Origin of the sequence: Candidatus Didemnitutus sp., from assembly GCA_019634575.1 — a bacterium.
Lineage (GTDB): Bacteria > Verrucomicrobiota > Verrucomicrobiia > Opitutales > Opitutaceae > Didemnitutus.
This window is the reverse complement of the sequence record JAHCAY010000005.1, coordinates 81,510-103,427: the sequence shown is the minus strand read 5'-3', so window position 1 is coordinate 103,427 and position 21,918 is coordinate 81,510. Positions and strand designations below refer to the sequence as shown.

17 protein-coding genes are annotated in these 21,918 nt (G+C 61.8%); 14 read left to right on the top strand and 3 right to left on the bottom strand.

The window, feature by feature from the left end; all coding sequences use genetic code 11:
* From KF715_21640 to KF715_21630, 3 genes are all read left to right on the top strand, one after another.
* Window positions 1–1,452 (top strand): alkaline phosphatase D family protein, encoded by a 1,452-nt coding sequence (locus KF715_21640; GenBank protein ID MBX3739306.1) that lies wholly within the window; start codon window positions 1–3, stop codon window positions 1,450–1,452.
* Window positions 1,445–2,755 (top strand): MFS transporter, encoded by a 1,311-nt coding sequence (locus KF715_21635; protein MBX3739305.1) that lies wholly within the window; start codon window positions 1,445–1,447, stop codon window positions 2,753–2,755. The genes KF715_21640 and KF715_21635 overlap by 8 nt, the downstream gene beginning before the upstream one ends.
* A gap of 270 nt (window positions 2,756–3,025) precedes the next feature.
* Entirely contained in the window at window positions 3,026–3,730 is a 705-nt protein-coding gene (locus KF715_21630) for a response regulator transcription factor (GenBank protein ID MBX3739304.1), read from the top strand.
* A gap of 546 nt (window positions 3,731–4,276) precedes the next feature.
* Here the strand turns inward: KF715_21630 and KF715_21625 are convergent.
* A complete protein-coding gene (locus tag KF715_21625; GenBank protein ID MBX3739303.1) occupies window positions 4,277–4,918 on the bottom strand; it encodes a response regulator transcription factor in 642 nt (213 codons plus the stop codon).
* A gap of 135 nt (window positions 4,919–5,053) precedes the next feature.
* The gene (locus tag KF715_21620) at window positions 5,054–5,191 is read right to left on the bottom strand and encodes a hypothetical protein (GenBank protein ID MBX3739302.1); all 138 of its coding nucleotides are present in this window, start codon (window positions 5,189–5,191) and stop codon (window positions 5,054–5,056) included.
* Between the two features lie 445 nt (window positions 5,192–5,636).
* Between KF715_21620 and KF715_21615 the strand changes: the two genes are divergently transcribed.
* Window positions 5,637–6,038, top strand: coding sequence for a hypothetical protein (locus tag KF715_21615; protein ID MBX3739301.1), 402 nt, complete (start codon window positions 5,637–5,639; stop codon window positions 6,036–6,038).
* Between the two features lie 4 nt (window positions 6,039–6,042).
* A complete protein-coding gene (locus tag KF715_21610) occupies window positions 6,043–6,600 on the top strand; it encodes a zeta toxin family protein (GenBank protein MBX3739300.1) in 558 nt (185 codons plus the stop codon).
* Between the two features lie 160 nt (window positions 6,601–6,760).
* Here the strand turns inward: KF715_21610 and KF715_21605 are convergent, their stop codons facing one another.
* Entirely contained in the window at window positions 6,761–8,866 is a 2,106-nt protein-coding gene (locus KF715_21605) for a hypothetical protein (protein MBX3739299.1), read from the bottom strand.
* 817 nt (window positions 8,867–9,683) lie between these two features.
* Between KF715_21605 and KF715_21600 the strand changes: the two genes are divergently transcribed.
* From KF715_21600 to KF715_21560, 9 genes are all read left to right on the top strand, one after another.
* Entirely contained in the window at window positions 9,684–10,241 is a 558-nt protein-coding gene (locus KF715_21600) for a helix-turn-helix domain-containing protein (GenBank protein ID MBX3739298.1), read from the top strand.
* Between the two features lie 94 nt (window positions 10,242–10,335).
* Entirely contained in the window at window positions 10,336–11,370 is a 1,035-nt protein-coding gene (locus tag KF715_21595) for an NAD-dependent epimerase/dehydratase family protein (GenBank protein ID MBX3739297.1), read from the top strand.
* A 29-nt stretch (window positions 11,371–11,399) separates the two neighbouring features.
* Entirely contained in the window at window positions 11,400–12,836 is a 1,437-nt protein-coding gene (locus tag KF715_21590; protein ID MBX3739296.1) for a glycerophosphodiester phosphodiesterase, read from the top strand.
* Window positions 12,837–12,864: 28 nt separating this feature from the next.
* Entirely contained in the window at window positions 12,865–14,196 is a 1,332-nt protein-coding gene (locus KF715_21585) for a nucleotide sugar dehydrogenase (GenBank protein ID MBX3739295.1), read from the top strand.
* A gap of 705 nt (window positions 14,197–14,901) precedes the next feature.
* On the top strand, window positions 14,902–16,131 hold the full coding sequence (locus tag KF715_21580; GenBank protein MBX3739294.1) for a hypothetical protein: 1,230 nt from the start codon (window positions 14,902–14,904) through the stop codon (window positions 16,129–16,131).
* A 201-nt stretch (window positions 16,132–16,332) separates the two neighbouring features.
* Window positions 16,333–17,469 (top strand): glycosyltransferase family 4 protein, encoded by a 1,137-nt coding sequence (locus KF715_21575; protein ID MBX3739293.1) that lies wholly within the window; start codon window positions 16,333–16,335, stop codon window positions 17,467–17,469.
* 99 nt (window positions 17,470–17,568) lie between these two features.
* A complete protein-coding gene (locus KF715_21570; protein ID MBX3739292.1) occupies window positions 17,569–18,795 on the top strand; it encodes an O-antigen ligase family protein in 1,227 nt (408 codons plus the stop codon).
* 1 nt (window position 18,796) lies between these two features.
* Window positions 18,797–20,776, top strand: a complete 1,980-nt coding sequence (gene asnB / locus KF715_21565; GenBank protein ID MBX3739291.1) for an asparagine synthase (glutamine-hydrolyzing) — start codon at window positions 18,797–18,799, stop codon at window positions 20,774–20,776.
* Window positions 20,773–21,888, top strand: coding sequence for an acyltransferase (locus KF715_21560; GenBank protein ID MBX3739290.1), 1,116 nt, complete (start codon window positions 20,773–20,775; stop codon window positions 21,886–21,888). Before asnB ends, KF715_21560 begins: the two co-directional genes overlap by 4 nt.
* Window positions 21,889–21,918: the final 30 nt, after the last annotated feature.

Sequence of the window (21,918 nt, the reverse complement as noted above, 5' to 3'; positions counted from 1 at the left end):
ATGCACCGTGGAATTCTTTTCTTTGTGGGGGCGGCGGTCGTCGGCACGCTGCACGCGGCCGCCGTTTATCAGGCGAACGGCATCAAGATCGGCGAAGTCACGCAGTCGCAGGCGGTGGTCTGGACCCGGTTGACAGAGGCAGCCGACGCGCGGCGCGACGGCACGCCGTTCGTCGAGGTGGCCAAGCACAAGGGCATCCATGACGCCGTGGCGGGCGGACAAATCCCGCCCGGCAAAACACTGGCCGAGATGCAATACGCGGTGCCCGGCGCAGCCGGCAGCGTGCGCGTGCAATGGTGGCCCGAGGGGAAACGCGCTCTCGCGCAGAGCACGGATTGGACCCCGGTCGCCGCCGCCGCCGATTTCACCGCGCAAGTTCCCCTGAAGAATCTGCACGCGGGGACGCACTACGAGCTTGCGGTCGAAAGCCGCGATGCGAGCGGGCAGGGCGGCGCGAGCGTGGAGGGGAAGTTCATGACCCCGCCCGAGCCAAGCGACGCGCGCCCGATTCGCTTCGTGATCACCACCTGCCACGACGACTGGCGGCGCGACAACGAGCAGAACGGTTTCGATGCCTATGCGGCGATCACGGCGTGGCGGCCGGATTTCTTCGTCCACACGGGGGACTACGTTTACTTGGACAAGTATTACCCGTTCGCGGTGAACGCGGCCCTGGCTCGCTTCAAGTGGAACCGCACGAGCGCCTGGCCCTTCGTGCGCGAGTTCTATCGCGGCACCTCGTCCTACTTCATCAAGGACGATCACGACATCCTGAAGAACGACACTGCGCCCGGCGAAACCTACGGCGATCTGAACTTCAAGACCGGACTCGACATCGAATACGAGCAGCTGCCGATGCCGCGCGACCCGCCTTATCGGCGCGTGCGGTGGGGGCGTCACCTCGAGGTCTGGCTGATCGAGGGGCGCGAGTTTCGCCACAAGAAGGGAGGACAACGCACATTGCTCGGTCCGGAACAGAAGCGCTGGCTGATGACGACGCTCACGCAGTCGGATGCGACCTTCAAGGTGGTGATCAGCGGCGACGCGATCGTCGGCCCGAACGTCGACTACAAGAAAGGCGACAAGGGCGACTCGCTGTCCGACGAGGCATTCGAGGCCGAGGGCGCGGAAATCCGGAGCTTCCTTGCGGCGCAGAAGAACGTGTTCGTCGTCGCGGGCGACCGCCACTGGCAGTATCACTCGGTCGATCCCAAGAGCGGACTGAACGAGTTCGGTTGCGGACCGTTCTGTTTCGGAATGGCGGAGGGATTCGTGAACAAGGTGCGGCGTTCGCCGATGCACCGTTTCCTCCGCATCGACGGCGGATTTTTCAGCGGCGAAATCGCATTGGCGGCGGATGGAACGCCGTCGTTGACGTTGCAGCATCACGACACGCATGGCGCGGTCGTCTACGAGTATCGCTGGCCGTTGGAGGGCGCTCCGCGTGAGTGACGCGACCCGTCAGGCGCTGCACGCGGCGGCGGCAACGGATCCGCGCTCGCGTTTCCGCTGGGTGGTCTGCGCGCTGCTGTTCTTCGTCACGGCGAACAACTACATGGATCGGCAGGTTTTCGGCGTCGTCGGGCCGGAGCTGATCAAGATCTTCGGGTGGACGCCGCAGCAATACACCGACGTGGTGTTCTGGTTTCAGGTGGCTTACGGCATCGGGTTTTTGCTGGCGGGGCGGGTGCTCGATCTCGTCGGCACGCGCCTCGGCCTCGCGGTTTCCGTGTGCATTTGGAGCGTGGCGGCAGCGTTGCATGGCGCGATGGGCTCGCTCGGCGGATTCAAATTCGCGCGCTTCCTGCTCGGCCTTAGCGAGCCGAGCCACATGCCGGCGGCGATCAAGGTCGTGGCGGAGTGGTTCCCCCGCTCCGAGCGGGCACTGGCGACCGGCATCTACAAGGCAGGGTCCAACGTCGGAGCGATCACCGTGCCGCTGCTCGTGCCATGGCTCTTCCACGAGTTCGGCTGGCGCGCGACGTTTCTGCTCACGGCGTCGACCGGTTTCGTTTGGCTCGTTTTCTGGTGGAAATATTACGCGCACCCGCGCGAAAGCGCGCGTGTCTCCGCGACGGAACTGGCGCACATTGAAAGCGACCCGATTCCGCCGCCGCCGCCGAAGATGTCCTGGCGCCGCCTCCTGGGCCGGCGCGAGACGTGGGCCTACATGAATTTCAAATTCATGACCGATGCGATGTGGCATTGGTATGGCGCGATGTTTCCCCTGTATCTCGCGCAGCACTTCGGGCTGAAGCTGAAGCAATTTGGACTGCCGCTCATTGTCATCTACGTCATCGCGGATATCGGGAGCGTGGGCGGTGGGTGGATGTCCTCGCACCTGATCAAGCGGGGGCGGTCGGTCACTTTCGCGCGCAAGCTCGCGATGTTCGTCTGCTGTGCGGCGACGATTCCAGTCATGCTGGTCGGCGTCTCGGATAACCTGTGGCTGGTCATCTTGCTCGTCGGAGTGGCGCATGCCGCGCATCAAGGTCTCACGGCGAATCTCTTTACGACCGTGTCGGATTTGTTTCCGCGCAATGCGGTGGGCACGGTCGTCGGACTGGGCGGCACCGCCGGCCAGATCGGCGCGGCGCTGATGACCCTCGTGACGGGTTGGGCGCTCGCGACGTGGGGCACCTTCACGATGCTCTTTTTCGTCGCCGGTTCGACCTACGTCGTCGCGTGGCTGATTTTTCACTGGGTGGTCCCACGGCTGGAGCCGCTGGAATTTGCCCGCTCGCCTGACGAGTAGGCGTTGGTCGGCCAGCCAGATACCGATCGACGATCGGCAGGCGGCAGCGAACACGCATCGTGGAAGCCGGTGTGATCGGAGGCCATGCGTTGTCGCCGCGGCGAGCAGACCGGCTGCAAGGTTTTCCTCGCGCCGCTCGGCCCCGGTTCTGCAAGCCCTGCGATTGAGGTATCGGCGCTACCTGACTTTGGCGAGAAGCGGCACTTGTCGCGCAGTCGTTGAGAGCGATCTCTTCCCGGTATCGGCGATCAGACCCCATACTCCTTCATATTGCTATCGCGGCAAACGCTCGCGCGTGCGTTGCTGAGAACCGCTCTGGGAGAGTTCGGTGCGGCGAGATGCCTTGGCGAGTTCGTCTCGGTCTCGGACGTCGTCGCGGCCGGTCATGCGAGTGATCTGCTGATCGTAGATTGCGACACCTGCCCGCTCTCCGCGCGAGAGGCGGAGAAGCTGATCCGCTCGCATTGCATGCGTCGCGTGATCTTCATTACCGACGTCTCGGGCGGGTATCACTTGCACGTTCTGTTGCGTTACGGATTTCACGGCCTCCTGCACAAACGCGATACGGTGGAGGAGTTCCGTGCGGGTTTGGCGGCCGTCCTGCGGGGCAATTTCTACGTCAGCGCGCAGGTGGACGCACGGGAACGTTTCTATTTCGCCCGCGTGTTGTCCGAACGCGAAGTGGAGGTGATGCGTGTGATGGTGCTGCAACCCGGGATCAAGAACGCCGCGAAGTCTCTCGCGATGAGTGCGGCGACGCTGCGAACGCATCGGCGTAACGTGTTCGCCAAACTCGAAATCAAGTCGCAGACCGAACTCATCGCGTTTGCCGCACGAGTCGGGTTGGTTTCGCTCGATGAGGTGGGCAATTTGATGCGCCGCGCCGAGATCATGTCGATCGATCGAATCGATCGGCGGCAGCACCGGAACGGTGAAAGCGCGACTACCGGCCTGCGGCGGATGGGGTCCGGCTAGAGCCTTCATAGCAAGACATGCGGCGGGCAGGAGGGGGGCGATCGTCCGTTCCGCGGGGATCGACGGCCGGGCGGCGTCGAACATTTGCGCGAGCGTCTCTGACCGCTTTCGTGTCCGTCCTCGTTGTCGAGTCGAGGAGTTCAAGACGTGACCGCAGCCGCCAAAGTGGAAGTGAGCGTCGGCGGATGTCGTTGGCGGCGGGTCGCGCATCGTCGCGGTAAGGTGACTACGCTGTTTGACGTAAATTCTCCGCTTTTGGTCAGAGCACCTGCCCACAAGAACCGCGGCAGATGGTAGTCGGTTTGAATCTTCTCTCCCAGTTTCCGCATCGCTCGCGCAACTGCCTGGTTGCGCGGCTCAATATTTCGCGCGGTGCCTTGGCAAAGCGGTAACGTGCGTTGCCTGTGTAGGGTCCGCGCGAAGGTTCCTGAGCCGGCGGAGCCGAAAGGCTCCGCCGGTTTCAGCCTTTCGTGGGAAATGCGAGTCGCGGCACAAACGTCCGCGCTTGGGCCGCCCGTCGTATCTCGAGCGAACGCTGCGGATCGCTCATGGGTGCCGTCCCCCGTCCACGAATTCACGGGTCGCGACCAGTCCGGAACCCAAAGCGAAGCGGATGAGATCGGTCTGGTTGTGGGCGTCCAATTTTCGGAACAGGTTCCGCCGATGGGTGCGCACGGTTTCCGGTGACAAGCCGAAGCGGGCCGCGAGAACTTCATTCGACGCTCCATATGCAAAAGCCTCCGCGAGTTCCGTTTCGCGCGGCGAGAGCAGCGCTCCGAAATACCGCCGCTCCCTCTGATCGATGCGAGAGGATAGACGGTGGGCGCCGTTTGCTATATCACCGATCGCACGCAGGACTTCCGCGACCGTGTCGGCGGTATGCACGATTCCGCGCAATTTTTCATCTTGGAAAAGATGGTAGGCGAGAAACGACCCGCGCGTGGACGTCAGAAAACAGCAATGGCGGATGGAGCGGGCGGGAGTAAGGGCGTGGCCAAGAGCGATCGCCGGACCGATGCCGTCATCGGCGTCGAAAATGGCGAGGTCGACTGATTCGAGATCGACTCTGAGTTCGTCGAAATGCCCGCAATCGGCGAGGCAGCGGGCGGACAGATCGGACTCGATCTTGTCGCGGAGGAGCTGACGCCAGAGCGTCGCCCGTGAGACCATCACAAACGTGAAGGACATTGAGTTGTGGAATCGGAGATGACGCGTGCCGTTTGCCGGAAATCCCCGCTGGTCAGCCGCCGTGTTCCGCGAATGTGCCGCGTTCGCGCTTCTTACGCGCAAACGCGGCACGATGCCCAACCTCGACTCGGATCCTCACAACAGACGCACCAGGAGCGCCGCCAAGACGTCAACAACGCGGATGATGTCTCCGAGTAGTTTGAGCGCTTCGCGGACAGCACGGATGCGAATGTCGCGGGACGAGCCGGGTTCGGCCTCGTCTTCGAGGGACATACGGACGGTTACTTTCGGGAGTTTCCTGCGCCAGAGGGCAGGGAAGCGATCAACCGGACGCCGACATGGCTCCGGCCCGCTTCGCCGAAAAACAACCGGACGGAACGCGCCGAAGGCGCGCTGCCGTCCGTGGGGCGCCGTTCACGTGATGTGCAGCCGCGAGCCGCCGCGCTCTCCCGTGGAACTCCACCCCCGGCTCCACCACACCTCCGATCTGGATTTCGAGTTCAGGCCGACTCTAGACAGCCTATCGATTTTCTCCACGCATCTTCCGAGAGGCCCTTTATCGTGGCTCTCTATCGCGCGCTCGGCGTGACCACGCCCTGACCGTCCATCCATCCCGATGGTCCAGCAGAAGTCACTTCCCGTGCTAACCACCAGCGACTTGCCGTGAATAGCCAACGCATGGCTTGAAATTGTAGCAATTTGCTACGATATCTCCCGTATGCCCGCTACCACTCCTCTTCGCCTTGATGCCCAGTTGGTCCACGATGCACGCTCGTCAGCGACACTCATGGAACGTTCTCCTACCGCCCAAGTCGAGTTCTGGGCGAAGTTGGGGCGAGTAGCCGAGTCCGTCTTCTCGCACGACCGAATCCGGACGATCAAACAGATGGGGCAGGTGCAGGATCTTGACTCACTCATTGCCCGTATCGACACGAAGGACGGCCGGAAGTTGGCGTTGGCCGAGATCCAGCGCCACGGCACGCCAACCTACGGCACGGACCCGAAGTATCCCGGACTCATTGTTGAACGTCAGCCGGACGGCACCATTCGCGCCGGCAAATTTGTGAACCGGCGGTTTGTCGCACAGCGAGCGAAGGCTGTTACTGCAGCCACCTCCTGATCCAGTGCGCCGCCTCGTCATGTTGGCCGGACCGAACGGTGCCGGCAAGTCGACCTACTACCGGACGTTCCTGAGCAGCTCAGGGCTTCCGTTCATCAACGCTGACGAATTGGTGGCGCGCCTGCACGTTGCTGTCGAAGAAGCGGCGACCTATGCCGACAAGGTGCGCGCAGAGATGCTCGCCGCGGGCGAGTCGTTCATCACCGAGACCGTGTTTTCAGATCCGGTTGGAGCGAAGCTCGATTTCCTACGAAAAGCGATCGCGGTCGGTTACCGGGTGGAACTTCACTTCATCGGGATATCGGGTGCCGATCTCTCGGAGGTGCGCGTGGCAGTCCGCGTGATGCAGGGTGGCCACGATGTGCCGACCGAGCGACTGGCCAGGCGCTACGATCAGTCGCTCAAGAATCTGTTGGCGGCTCTCGCGTTCGTTCCAAGCGTGCGCGTCTTCGACAACTCGTCGCAGGAGCACCCTTATCGATTGGTCCTGCGCGCCGAAAACGGCAAAGTAGTCGAGCGTCCGAAGCCGACCCCGGACTGGCTCGCACGCGCGTTGAGGTGAGACCAACCGGATAGCATTGCAGCGCTTCCTCGGCCGCATGGCTGCGCGTCGACAGCGGAAAGTGTGCGCCTCGGAACTATGGACCGGTAGTTGCGGTTTGGCTCCACGCTGGTCAGCTTGCTCTTCTCGCTTGGCCGACTGCGCCGCCGCCCGGTGGGGACTAGCGGCGCAATTGCGAAAGCAGGATTTGCTTCGAGTCGGTGAGCGCTTGCTTGATCAGGCTTTGAATACTGGGTGTTCCCTGGAATTCCAGTTGGCAGTCCTCCACCTTTAACACGCAATAAGAGCCGCTGGTGTAAGGCCCGCAATTGCGCAGCGCCTCACCGCCGATGATCTCGCCTGTGCGTCGCCCGTAAGCCTGGCAGGCATCGGACATCACGATATAGCGGGGATCATGGGGATGGAACCCCACCGGAAATACGTTATTCGCTTTTCGCGCGAAAAACTTATCAAGTGCATACCGGAAGGATGTTTGGTCATAGGGGCGGCCGTCCGGTCGAATAAAATAGGGGCCTTCCGGTTTCTGGCGGGTTCGCCAATCATGATACGGAAAGAGAAAGCGCGAGAGCCCGAGGTAGAGCAGGAGCATTCCCGCTTTGCCGGTTCCGAAGCGTCCGGTTTTCTGGGTTGGCTGCTGATATTCGGCGAAAGTTCCATCCGGTCGGCGTCCCACATGGTGGAACTGCAGGGAGAGAGCATCTCCAAGGCGCGCCGGAGACTGCATCGCCCCCGCGAGAAAATTGCAGACCATGGCGTCCACGATCTTTTCAGGGGTCGCCGGGGGACGGTGAGGACAGGCGTGGTTCGCAATCGCAAAAATCACCGACATCCCCGAGTTGAACTTGGTGTAGAGGGATGAGAGAGTTTCCAGATGCGATCCGCTAACGGGCGCTTTACCCGCCCTGCTGGCGATTGCAGATGCGTGAGCGAATACTTCAAAACACTGCGCGCGGATTCTCTCGGTTGGGGTGCTGCATTTTTGGCCGTCGGGTCCGCTGTTTTTCGGCCACTGCGTGATCAAGCCCGAGGCCGCGTCGGGGTTCAGTTTCGCCACTTCTGCCGCGCACAGCCACAAGGCGCCCTCGTGCGGACGGGTCAACATGGCAACGGTGCCCGCCAGCAGCTTGTCCGCATTTGCGAGCACACCGCTGCTTGCATTCCGTCGGGCCGCGGCATTCGCAAGCGCCATGTCTAGGACGTCGGGGCGCGCGAGCACGGTAATCGAAAGGGACAAGGTATCGAGGCCAAGACCCTTTTCGCCCGGCGGGCCATCGCGTGGGGCAACTGCCGCAAGTATCAGCGACGCAACCTGATTGCGGTGGATTTTTTTCGTCCCCGGAGCCAACGCGTAGCCGTTTGCCCGAAGATACTCCGCATCGGTCGTCTTCTCGAGCCGGTCCCATTCCGGTTCGACGAGTTCGAGGTATTCGATCTTCGGCGTGCAGTCTCGGCTTGCCGTCAGAGGTTTCTTTTTTCGGCGCATTTTGCGGGCGAGAACGAAATATCGTAACAATTGCGGACATTGGTGTTCGGACGCGATTGTTGCAACGACGGGAAGATATCGCCCACTGGGCAAACGCAGTCCACTGCATGCTTGCGTAATCCATGACTTGCTGACGCCGAGCACAGCAAATCGCTCAACGAATTGCTGGTGAGTCAATCCCGATGCGGAAATAATGCACTGTAACTCTTTGCCAAAGGCGATTTCGGCGTTATCCGGATCGATCTCCAGCGAGTAGTCCGCTTCGGACTCCTTGGGGAATAACTCCTCAAGGATGTCCTTCCCGATCAAATGCTCAATCGTCGATAGAGGAATATAACGCTTCGCAGTCGCAGGGTCGAGGCAACTGGAATGGATCCGTCCAGTAGCATAGACGGGGTTGATATGTGACAACTGCGGCAGGACCCGGCAGAGGAATGCAATCCGCCCGAGCAGACGTGGGTGGCTGGCGCGGCATTCGGCCCGGATCGCGTCGCGACCCAGACGAACCAGAAGCAGCTGCAGCCGATTGAAGGCCATTTGGAGAGAACCGTGGTCGGGGTCTTCGGCGAAGCATGCAGTGCGGATTTCTGACAGTCGCTGAACTAGTGCCTCAAAGAACCGATAATCGAAGGGGGCAGATAGATCGCGATCAACAAACAAGGCCAACAGATTGCGATCGTGGTCGCTGAGATGTGGAGTCAGGAGATCATGTGCCTCACGCACCGTGCGCGGCGTTGGTCGCGGCGGATGGCTGGGCTCGGATGAACTTTCGTGACGGGCCACGGAGCGCTAGTATGGATCGGTAAGGCGATTGTCCGGTGGCGGTTCAGGACGATCTCGCGAGCGTTGGCGGTCGTTTTTGCGTGCGAGCTACGTGGGCATTTTCGGGATCATCGGGAGTTCGTGGTCGGCAGGAGATCGAAGGGTTCTGAATGAACCCGCCTCGATCTTCCTCGGGGGAGGGCGAGATCGTCCCGCGCTTGTGTGCTGACGCGGGATGGACAAACGGGGCGTGGTCGTGGGATGGGTTGGTGTGAGAAACGATGCGCATCTAACCGGGATTATGGGAGTTCGTGCGATTCGGTGAAAAAATCGCAGAAATCGCGTTTACAGGGTCGTGAGGGGGGGACCCGGCTCGTGCCCTTAGGCGCCTCTGCCGGAGTGGTCGTCGCCCGGAGGGTGATCGCGCCCCGGTCCGGCGTCGCGGGGTGTGCAGGCGAGTCGTGAGCGACGGCGAAACCCAGGCGACGGCTCAAGTTTCACAATGGGTCATCTCTACCGGCCGATGAATCCAACGGGACGGAGGGATAGCGGGGCCTGCGGGATGACCTTCTTCCCGAAGGCCGCTTGACTCCACTCAACCTGATCGGGATGGGCTGGGTGGCGTGCTGTTTTGCCGACGAGGGCAACGCTTAGGATGGGACTCGCCCACCGAGCTGAGCGATACGCAACGGCTCATGTTCCAGTTGTCGCACATCTGCCTCGGGAGCGCGGGGAATGGCCTGCGTTTGCCAACGCGCGATCAGCTAAAGGGGAGGGATGGAGTTTAATTCATTTTGAATTGAACATCGGAGAAATCCCTGATGAGGTCCTTGGACACATGGCTCGCCCCGCGTCTGACGCACCCGCAGGATACGCCACCGCGTCCGGAACTGGACTGGTGCTGACGGCTGGCCGTCCCGAGGAAATCGTCGCGTTCGACGCGCAGGTGGTGGACTTCTTCGTGAGTGCCGCCGACGTGCTTGGGGTGCCCAAATCCGTCGCGGCGATCTACGGCATCGTCTTCGCCTCGCCGCAGCCCCTGAGCTTTGCCGAAATTGAGGCGCGTTTGGACATCAGCAAGGGCTCGATCAGCCAGGGGTTGCGGGTGTTGCGCGAAGTGGGGGCGCTGAAGGAAGTCTCTACGCCGGTGAATCGCGCCGAGTTGTTCACGCCCGACTTGGAACTGCGAAAGCTGGTCGCGCGCTTTCTCGAGAATCGTTTGGGAAAGCAGCTCTCGGCCGGCAGCTCCAAGCTCGCGGCGCTCTCTAAGCTTGTGCCTGAAGCGAATGGCGAGGCTGTAGAATTGAGAAAGCGCCTCAAATCCCTTTCCGATTGGAATTCCAAGGCGCGTGCCTTGCTCCCTGTCGCTCGCACGTTTTTGAAACTGGGCTCCTAGCTGGAGCCATCGGCCCTCATGGCCGCGCTCACATCATTCACCTATCCCTCGCGCTTTCTTTCCATCGGAAGCGACGGGGCGAAGCTCTGATTTCATGTCCACTTACCTCGTCACCGGTGCCGCCGGCTTTATCGCCTCGAAAGTATGCGAATTTCTCCTCGCTGAGGGGCATACTGTCGTCGGCGTCGACAATCTCAACGACTACTACGACGTGCGCCTAAAGGACTACCGGCTGGCCAGTCTGCTCGCGCAGCCGGACTGGTGGTCGCGGGCGGACGCGGCGAAATCGCAGTTTCAAGGTTCCGCGCGGTCGGCGGGGTGCTTTCATTTTCGTCCGGTCGATATCGAAGACCTGCCGGCACTGGACGCACTGTTTTCGGAGTTCAAGTTTGACGCGGTGTTCAACCTGGCCGCGCGCGCGGGCGTGCGGTATTCGATGGAGAATCCCTACGTATATCTCAGCACGAACACGCTGGGGACATTGAACGTCCTGGAGTGTCAACGGAAATACGGCGTGAAGAAGCAGGTGCTGGCTTCGACCTCGTCGCTCTACGCCGGTTGCGCGATGCCGTTCACCGAGGAATTGCCGGTGAACACGCCGCTCTCGCCCTACGCGGCGACGAAGAAGGGTGCCGAGTTGCTGGCTTACAGCTACCATAAGCTCTACGGCCTCGACACGACCGTGGTGCGCTACTTCACGGTTTTCGGCCCGGCGGGGCGCCCGGACATGAGCGTTTTCCGCTTCATCAAGTGGATCGACGAAGAGCAGCCGCTTGAATTGTTCGGTGACGGCACCCAGTCGCGCGACTTCACTTACGTCGACGATATCGCGCGGGGCACGATCCTCGCGGCGAAGCCTCTCGGCTATGAGATCGTCAATCTCGGTGGCGGCCGCAATCCGATCAGCCTACAGACGGTAATTGCCTTCATGGAAAAAGCGCTGGGCAAGAAAGCCGTCATTGCCGGCAAACCGTTTCACGTCGCCGATATCAAAGAGACGTGGGCTGATATCACCAAGGCCGGGCGCCTCCTTGGCTGGAGCCCGCGTATTTTGCCCGAGGAGGGTTTCCAACGCACGGTGGATTGGTATCTCGACAATCGGATTTGGTTGCGCGAGGTAAGGCTCTGAGCCGGGAGGGGGCCATGAATTTTTATGCAATGAAGAATATCCAGTGGAGTTACCGCTTCCGTTCGCGAATCGTCTTCGGCACGCGCGGGGCCGGGGTTTTCGCGCTCGCGCTCGGTTTGGCTGCCATGGCTCGGGCAGACCAAATCGGAGCGATCGGCCTCGGATGGTCGAGCCTCAAGACTCCCTATCTGCTTTCGCATCGCGGCTCGTCCGGAATGTTCGTCGAGCATTCCCTCTACGGCTACCGGCGGACAGTCGAGGGTGGCAGCCCCTTCGTGGAAGTCGATTGCTTTCTGTTGAAGGACGGAGCGCTCGGCGTGATGCACGACGACACGCTTGAGCGGACGACCCAATCGTCCGGTCGCACCGCGGATCAGACCGAACAGAGCTGGCGCTCGCTCCGCTTCAAGATTCCGGCGGACGTTGCACATGACCCGCAGGAACTGGGGCCGCCGCTCCTGACTGACGTGCTGCGCGAATTTGGCAACAAGGCGATCGTGCTTGTCGAAGCCAAGAATCGCGGCGCGGGAGCGGCGATCGTGGCGACCCTGAAATCGCAGGGCATCAAACCGGACTATGTCCTCGTGAATTCATTCGATCCGGAGGAACTAGAACCGGCGCTCCAAGCGGGCTTCCCGGCGAGCCTGTCGGTTTACGGCGAGAAATCCGCTCCGGACCCGTTCTCGCTCGGACAGAAGGGCTACGCCTTCTGCGCCTTCTTCAAGGGAATTTCGGACGACTATGTGGTGCGCGCGCGGCTGGCGGGAGCTAAGTTCATCTTCTATACCGTGGACCGCCGCTTTGAGCTCACTCAGGCGCTGCAGCGCGGCGCCATCGGAGTATATACCGACGAACCCCGCTATCTCGCTGGCGGGGCCGGACGCTTGACGCATGATCCTTTTATCGCGCAGACGATGCCGCATGGCATGCTGCCGATGTCCGGCCAGTCACGAGGAGCGTTCGTCCCGCCCGACAAATGGGCGATTACGGTCAAGAAAGGCTATTATGCCGCCGTGTTGCACGGATGGGCTTCCCCGCTGAACGATGGCCACCCCTACCGTGAAATGATGATTCGATGGACCCTCGCACTCAAGGATGTCAGCGACTCGAATCATTGGTGGAGTCTGATTCTTTGCGACACCGATGAGCCCTTCGAGAACGAGGAAAGTCCGAGGGTGCCGCTCAATGGCCTGCGCCTCGTGGTGACGGCCGACGGGCGCATGCGGATTGAGAACTTCGTGGCGGGCAAGTCCCGTCTACTTGCCGCCGCGAAGGGGACGCCCTTGTCGCCGGATACGCCGAACGAATTCGGCGTCAGTTATCAGGGTGGAAAGGTCGAGTTCTGGAACTTCACCCAGCGCGTGGTGGTGAGCGCGGCGCTCGACACTTCGCCCGGCTACTATCTTACGATCGCCGCCAAAAGTCTGACGGCGGAAGTCAGCCGCATGTCGGTTACGTCCTTCTGAGGTTCGGACGCATTGATCCGCTTTTCTTATGAGCCATCGTCCATCCTTTGCTGATTTTGAATCCGGTCGCAGCGCGATCGCCATGATCGGGCTCGGCTATGTGGGCCTGCCCCTGGCAGTCGCCTTCGCGAAAAAGTTTCGCGTGGTTGGTTTCGACATCAACGAACGACGTGTCGCTGAACTGCGGGCAGGCCACGATGCCACGCGTGAGGTCGCGAGCGACAAGTTGCTCGCCGCGCAAGCCGCCGCCGGCACGGCGAAACTCGGCATCACTTCTGATCCCGCCGTGCTGAAGTCCTGCGGGCTGATCATCGTCACCGTGCCGACGCCGATCGACGAGCACAAGCGCCCCGATCTCACCCCGTTGGTGAAATCCTCCACAACGATCGGGCGCAACCTGACTCCCGGCACCACGGTCGTGTATGAGTCGACCGTTTACCCCGGCTGCACGGAAGACGATTGTGTGCCGATCATCGAGCGGGAGAGCGGGCTGAAATGGCGGCGCGACTTCCACGTCGGTTACTCGCCGGAACGCATCAACCCCGGTGACAAGGATCACACGGTCGAGCGGATCAAAAAAGTAGTCTCGGGCGACGACGCGCCCACGGCGGAGCTGCTGCGCCAGGTCTACGGCGCGGTCATCACCGCCGGCATCTTCGTCGCGGCGAATATCAAGACCGCGGAGGCCGCCAAGGTGATCGAGAACACGCAACGCGACCTTAATATCGCCCTGATGAACGAGCTCGCGCTGATCTTTGAGAAGATGGGAATTCGCACGCTCGACGTCCTAGAAGCGGCGGGGACGAAGTGGAATTTTCTGCCGTTCCGGCCCGGTCTCGTGGGCGGGCACTGCATCGGCGTCGATCCCTACTACCTGACGCACAAGGCCGAGAGTCTGGGCTATCATCCGCAGGTCATCCTGGCCGGTCGCCGCATCAACGACGGCATGGGCAAGTTCGTGGCCGAGAAAACCGTCAAGCTGCTTATCGCCGCGGACCGGCCTGTGAAGGGCGCGAAGGTGCTTATCCTCGGCTGGACCTTCAAGGAGGATGTGCCCGATATCCGCAACACCCGGGTGATTGACATCTATCAGGAACTGCGGGCCTACGGCGTTGCGGTATCCTGCTACGACCCGGAGGCCGATCCGGCCGAAGTGAAGCACGAGTATGGTATTGATCTCTCCCCCGAGGTCGGGACCGGCTACGAGGCGGTGATCCTGGCTGTGAAGCACCGGGCGCTCCAGCAGCGGTTCTCGGTGCCGGCGCTGCTCGAACTGAATCCCGCGCGGCCGCCTGTGTTGGTGGATGTGAAGGGTTTTCTCAGCGGTCCCGAGGCTGCGGCACACGGCTGGCAACTTTGATTACGAATGAAGCGTCTCGGCGATTTTCAGATGGCGAACAGCTTTCCCAAAATGCGCGAAAGCGTGGTCTGGTTCACCGTGGATCAGCGGCATCAGGCGCGATATCTGGCGCACGGGTGCCGCCATCTACCGATGCAAACCAGATACCGGGTCGCTGATGCGGGGTGCGATCATTTAAGGACTTGCGAGGTGCTGTGGAATCGCCTCTCGAGGCAATCGACCTTAGTTGGCACTGGGGACGCGTCCCGCCGTTGAGTTTCTGAAACACGTCGTCGTGCGCTATGCACGTTTTGGCTTCATGCCGGGATTGGACTGCGCAAGCTGTGCACGCGGCAGGAGCAGCCGACGTTCGCTGGACTGTGGCTTATGATGCTGCCGTTGGGTGGGTTCGTCGTGGTCCACGCCGCTGGCCGACACAGGGATGAATTTCGACGCTCTCATCACCATCTACCAGCGGGCGTTATACCTTCAGGATCACCAAGCGGGGAGGGATTCGATTTCAGCACTGCGCCGGATTCGAGCTGCGAAAATTGAAAACCTGTTGCGCGGCCTTGACTGTGATGAATTCGTTGCCCCAACGGACTGACTTCCTTTTTCGGACAGACGATGCTTAAGGGCTTATCAACGAATCGGCGAATTTTTCGAGCTTCGCTGCTGATTGCAGGACTGACTCTACTTGTCAGGGGCGTCGGTCTGCTACGCGAGATGGTGATTGCCGCCCGCTTTGGCACCAGCGACGAGGTCGACGCCTACCTGATGGCCTTTGTCCTGCCCAATTTCATCGTAAATGTGCTAGCTGGAACCATCAATGCCGCCTTCATTCCGACATTCGTGGCGGTGAGAGAGCGGCAGGGACTGCCCGCCGCCAATCGCCTGCTCGCCGGCACTTTGTTTTCGACGATCGGCTTGTTGTTCATCACGGGACTGGCGTTTACCGGACTTGCGCCGACACTGCTGCCATTGCTGGCGCCCGCCTTCGGTCCGGCCAAGCTGGCCCTGACGTTGCGGTTGTTCTACTGGCTCAGCCCCATCATCGTCTTGCAGAGTGTCATTAGTGTCTGGAGCGCGGTGCTGAACGCCGGAGAGAAATTTGCGCTGGCGGCGTTCTTGCCGGCAATCGCCACAGTGGTGGCACTGGTGTTTTTGCTGCTGGGGGCTGGAACATTTGGCATCTACAGTCTTGCGGTCGGTTACACAGCGGGTTTCGCGCTGCAGGCAGCCGTGCTGGCTTGGCGGTTGAAGCGCGCTGGCTATGTGATTCGGCCAGAATGGGCCGGGTGGTCGCCCGAACTCCGTGAGGTGCTACTCCAGTATCTGCCCATGATTGCCGGGGCCTTTATGATCAGTGGCACAACCGTGGTGGAAAGTTTCATGGCCGCGGCCCTGCCCAACGGCAGCATCGCTTCGCTGGGCTATGCCAACCGGTTGATTGGGGTGGTAAACAGCATCTGCGCGACTGCGTTAGGCACAGCCGTGCTGCCGTATTTCTCGGGGATGGTGGCGAAGTCCGACTGGGTCGCCGTCCTCCGGACCTTGCGCACCTATCGCTGGTTGATTTTCGGCGCGGGCGGAGGAGCGACGCTGCTCCTAGTGTTGGGTTCCGACTGGTTGGCGGGCCTGCTTTTCCATCGAGGGCAATTTACGCCGGAGGCGGTGGCGATGGTCGCTTCGCTACAGCGATTCTATGCGATCCAACTGCCATTCTATGCCGGCGGCATATTCCTTGTGCGATTGATTCATGCACTCCAAGGCAACCGCTTCCTGATGTGGGGCTCGTTGATCAGCCTGGTGGTGAACATTGCGCTCAACCTGTTGTTCAGAAGCTGGCTCGGCCTACAGGGAATTCCCCTCGCGAATTCACTCATGTATGTGCTGTCGTTTTTTTACCTTTCCTTGGTGGTTAGCGGCTTGCTCCGGAGACGGACCGCGTCGTGACGGTTGCCTCGATCCTCTCCCATATCTGGGATGGAGTCACTGAGCATGTGCGCAGCCGCCTGGCCTCCCACTGCCGTGCGATCTTATCGGTGTCGCGATGACGAGGGACTTGATTCGGAATCTCCGCTGGTTGCGGAGCAGAAGAGGAAACGGCGCCCCGGTTCCGATAGTAGAGACGCAGCCGCAGGAAGCCTCAAGGTGATGGAGACCTTCGAGAACAGAAGGCTGCGCCTGGCGTTGGTGATCCCAACGATGCAGGCCGGTGGGGCTGAACGGGTGATGAGTTTGATCGCCCGGCATTTTGATGCGGGCGGGCATGTGGTCGCTATTTTCACGTTGGAGCCAGCGGGAACTAAGTCCTTTTATTCGCTGCCGGAGCGAGTGCGGCACCTGTCGCTCGGCATGGAAGGCACGCCGCACGGGCTGGCTCGCCGGCTCCGCGCTCATGGGCAACGGGTCTTCCGTTTGCGCGCGGCGTTGCGTGCGTTCCAGCCCGATTTGGTGATTAGCTTTTGCACTGAGATGAACGTGCTGTGTTCGCTGGCGGTCCGCGGAAGCGGCTGGCCGTTGATCGTTTCCGAACGAGTGGATCCGCTGATGCATCGGCCCGCGTGGCCGTGGCAATTTGCCCGATGGCTTGTTTACCGGTGTGCGGCGAGCGTGGTGGTGCAGAGCGAGGAGATGCGGGCCTATTTCATGCCGTGGGGAACGCTTCGCCTCCGTGTGATTCCCAATCCGGTGCCGCCTGCTTCGACCCCAGCGCGGACGCCGTCGCAGACGATTCTCGCGGTGGGCCGTCTGGCGCGGCAAAAGGGATTTGATTACCTGCTGCCCGCGTTGGCGTGCGTGGCTGAACGATTCCCCGATTGGCGGTTGCGCATCATCGGCGAAGGTGGCGAGCGTGCGCGACTTGAGAAACAAGCGGCTGAACTGGGGCTCCGTGATCGAGTCGACCTGCCAGGTTTGCGTCCTGAGATCGGGGTCGAATACGCCGGAGCAAAGATCTTCGTGTTGCCGTCGCGCTATGAAGGCTTCCCGAACGCGCTCGTGGAGGCAATGGCCGCAGGTCTGCCGGTCGTTGCGGCTCAATGCCGCGGTGGCATCGCGGAGATCATTCGCGATGGGCAAAACGGCCTGCTCTTCCCCCCGGGCAACGTCCCCGTGCTCGCCGAGGCGCTGGAGCGGTTGATGGGCAGTGCGGACCTGCGCGAACGACTGGGGGGGCAGGCGAGCCGCGTGGCGGAGACCTACTCGGTGGCACGAGTGATGGCGCAGTGGGAGCAGGCCGTCGCGGCCGCATTAAAGTCAGAGAGGGCAGCACCAAAGCTCCCGATCTGAGCGACCACATCCTTTGTCGCGTTTCGTGCCAATTATCTGTCCTTTCCCGGCGTCTCCGCCTATGGCCGCCTGACTTCCGCGCAGACTTACTCAATTGACATGGCTCGAAATAATCCTGCTTCCGCTCCGCCGCCCCAACCGCCCGTTGCCTTTCCGCACCGGCCGCTCAACTTTCGCGAGGCGTTCGCTCTGCTGGCGTTCATCGTGCTGATGGTGACGGTGATGACGAACCTGATTTCGTTCTACTTTCTGGAAGAGCAGTTGATCACGGTCCGTCCGATGGTGATCATCCTCGCTCTCGGTAGTATCGTGGTTGCCGGGGCGGTGCCGTTCTCCATCGATCTTCCCCCGATGGCGTTGGGGATCGCGTGTGGGCTGGGTGGCCGGTTCCTCGATGCGGCGATGCTCAAGCGTTATGTGGATTTCGAGGATGCTGCGAGCCGCAACACGGCTTTTGCCCTCGTGTTTTTTGGGGTTTCCTATGTCGGCCTGCGGGTTGCGTTACGCGCGCGCCGCCGGCTTGCCCTGGCCCTGGTGGCCTGTAGCGCGGTTGCGATCGGATCGATCACCGTCGACTATTTCGTGCCGGGCTTTTTTCCGGTGACCTCCGGACGTGCGGCCGGTTATTTCATCAACAGCAATGGCGCCTCGTTCGCGTTGGGCGTTCTGTTGTTCGCGGCGGTGCCGCTCGTCCACAGCAACACGCTGCGCGTTCTATTCATCTGCGTCACGATTTTCGGGAGCTTCATAACCTTGAGCCGCGGCGGCTTTCTCGCGCTGCTGGTCGGTGTGTTGGCCTTTATGCGTGGCGGCCTGCGCTTGCGGGCACTGCTCTTCGCGGGAGTCGCTCTGGTGATCACTTTTGCCTCACTTTCGAGCGTGGTGGACCAACTCCAATCCGGTAACGAAGAGCTGAACACTCGCGCGCGCCTTTTGCTGGGACGAGATGCAGGGGCCATCGACGACTCGGGACGTGGCCGCCTCCTAATGGAGGGCTTCGCTATGGGCATGGAGAGTCCTTGGATAGGCTATGGGGCGACCTACTCGAATGCCCCACGGACGCTGTCCGGCCAAGGGCCGCACAATTTGTATGTTGGTCTATTGGTGGATGAGGGGGTGCCCGGTGCCCTGTTCGGCATGGTGATCATGGGCGCGCTGGGCGTGTATTGCTTTCGGTGGTGTCGCGCCTTTTTCCCTCTTTACTTGGTGCTCTTCGTGACCGCGTTCTTCAGTCACAATCTGCCCGAATCGAGCGTGTTCCTTTTCGCTCTCGCGTTGATCTGCGTGGCGGGGGAGCCCGCGTATTTCGCCGCCAGGAGGCATTAACATGTGTGGCATCGCTGGATTCCTTGGTTTTGACGATAGCGCGGGAGGCGCGGACGAAATCCTCGGCCGGATGTTGCTGACTCTGCATCATCGTGGGCCGGACGGTGCCGGCCAATGGTCGGACGCGTCGTGTGAAGTCGCACTCGGGCATCGCCGCCTGGCGATCATCGATCTGACGCCGACGGGCACGCAGCCGATGGTGTCGGCGTCGGAACGGTTCGTCATCAGCTTCAACGGCGAGATCTACAACTTTCCCGAGATCCGACAGGATCTTGAAACGGGTGGGGTGCACTTTCGCGGAGGATCGGACACGGAGGTGCTGCTCGAGGCGGCGGCGCGCTGGGGCGTGCGGCAGGCGATTGCACGCTGCGTCGGCATGTTCGCGGTGGCGCTGTTCGATCGCGAGGAGCGCAAGCTCTACCTGGTGCGCGATCGGTTGGGCGAAAAACCGCTCTACTACGGGTGGATGGGACGGACGTTCCTGTTCGGTTCAGAGTTGAAGGCGCTGCGGGCGCATCCGGCGTGGTGCGGCGAAGTGGATCGCGGCGCGCTTCGTGCTTTTTTCCGGCACAGCTTCGTGCCCGCTCCACTCACGATTTATCGCGGCATTGCCAAGCTGCCGCCCGGCGGACTGCTGGAATTGTCGCTCGCCGACGCACAAGCCGGCGTGATGCCCGCGCCGGAACTTTATTGGGATATGGCGGCGCGAGCCGCCGCGGCGCGGCAGCGGCCGTTTGCGGGCGATGATGCCGAGGCGCTGGCTGAACTTGATCGCGTGCTCGGCCGCGCGATTCGCGAGCAGATGGTCGCGGACGTGCCGCTGGGGGCCTTCCTCTCCGGTGGAATCGACTCGTCGACAATCGTCGCCTTGATGCAGCGGGCGAATGCAGGACGCGTGCGCACCTTCACCATCGGTTTTGCCGAATCCGAATACAACGAGGCGGAGCACGCCAAGGCGGTGGCTCAACATCTGGGCACCGATCATACGGAGCTCTACGTCCGCCCGCAGGATGCCCTGGATGTCATCCCGCGCTTGCCCTCCATCTACGACGAGCCGTTTGCGGACTCCTCGCAGATTCCGACATTTTTGGTCTCGGCGCTGGCGCGCCAGCATGTGACGGTGAGCCTCTCGGGCGATGCCGGAGACGAGTTGTTTGCCGGCTACCGGCGATATTTCGATACCATGGCGCTTTGGCGCAAGACGCGCTGGATGCCACGCTGGCTTGGCCGGGCGGCCGGCGGCGGATTGCGGGCGGTTCGTCCGGCGACTTGGGAAGCCTTGCTGGGCGGCGTGATGCCGGCGGTGGCGGGCGCCGGCTGGAAGGGGCGAACCGGAGACCGCCTGCACAAGGTCGCCGACCTTCTCGCGTTTCCGAGCGCGGCGGATCTCTACCTGCGTTTCGTGCTGCGAGATGCCGGCATGGCGGCGTTGGTGAGGGACGGGTCTGAAGCCGATCTGCTTCCGATCCAGCGTGCGGCCGTCGCGATCGGGGATGATCCGTCGTTGATCGCCCGAATGACCCAGCTCGATCTCGCGTCGTATCTGCCGGACTGTATCCTGACCAAGGTCGATCGGGCGGCGATGGCGGTCAGTCTCGAGACCCGCGTCCCGCTGCTCGACCACCGCGTCGTCGAATTCGCGCTCGGCCTTCCAGACCGCTTCAAGGTGCGGCAAGGGCGGGGCAAGTGGCTGCTGCGCCAGTTGCTCTACCGCCACGTGCCGCCGGCCTTGCTGGAGCGGCCCAAGATGGGCTTTGGCGTGCCGATCGAATCCTGGCTGCGCGGCCCGCTCCGGGACTGGGGCGAGGCGCTGCTCGACGAGCGGCGCCTGCGCGATGAGGGATTTCTGGATCCTCAGCCGGTCCGCCAGATGTGGCACGAGCACCTCACGGGCACGCGCCGCTGGCACTACGCGCTGTGGGACGTGCTCATGTTCCAGGCGTGGCTGGAACACTCGAGGCACGCGATGCCGCCCCAATGATCGCGACGGAAGAATCACGGCCCGTCACGGCCCGGGGGCCGCAGCACCGCGAGAGGCTGGATGTGCTGCAGGCTTACCGTGGACTTGCCGCGCTCGCGGTCCTGCTTTTCCACGCCGGGGTTGGCGCCGCCTGGTTCTGGCACGCCGACTTCATGGGCGGAGCCGCGCGGGTCGGGCGGCTGGGTGTCGACTTCTTCTTCGTGCTGAGCGGATTTATCATCTGTCACGTTCATCTCGACGAGATCGGGCATCCCAGCTGTGCGTCCCGCTATCTGTTCAAACGGTGGTGCCGCATCTATCCTCCGCTCTTCGTCGCAATGCTGATCAAGACGGCTCACCTGTTCGTCGGATTTGGCGTGCGAAACGGCGGTAAGTTGAATGCGGATGTGATTCTCAATTCCTATCTGCTGCTGCCGACGGACGTGCGCATCTTGGACGTGGCATGGAGCCTGTCACACGAGATGCTTTTCTATCTGGTCTTCCTGATCGCGTTGCTGAGCGGGCGGACGCTCGCGATGTTGCTCGGGGGAACTTGGATAGCGCTCATTCTGGCGCTGAATGCGAAGGCAACCCTGGTCACTGATCCGCTGCCGCGCTTCGTTTTCAGTCCCTACAACGCCCAGTTCCTGTTGGGGTGCGTTGCTGCGCTTGGATTCCGGATGACTGTCCGTCCGATCACGGGCTGGCTGGCTTTGGGGGCGGGCGCGGGGTTGCTGGGATTTGGGTGGTCCGCTTACGATGCTCTGCGCGCCGGCGGCGAGGCCTTTCGCTGTTACTATTGGGGTGTAGGTTTCTTCCTCGTTACATGGGGAACGCTCATCGTCGGTCGCCAGGTGCCGCTCAAGGTGCCGCGGAGTTTGATGCACCTTGGGGATGCGTCCTACTCCATTTACCTCGTGCACAATTCGATTCAGTTTATGCTGATGGCCCTCGCGGTCCGGTTCATCGGCGTGCCCACGCACGTCCAGCCGGCCTTGTGGTTGGTCGTGTTGATTTCGCTGGCAGGGGGGCTGTGGTATTATCGTTGGGTTGAGAAACCGATGCTCACCCGGACCAATGCGTGGATCGTGCGTCGGTTTCCGACGCGGGGAGCGCCGTCCGGCTCGGGATGAGTTCGAGCTCAGATTCCGTGCCCTCCCGGT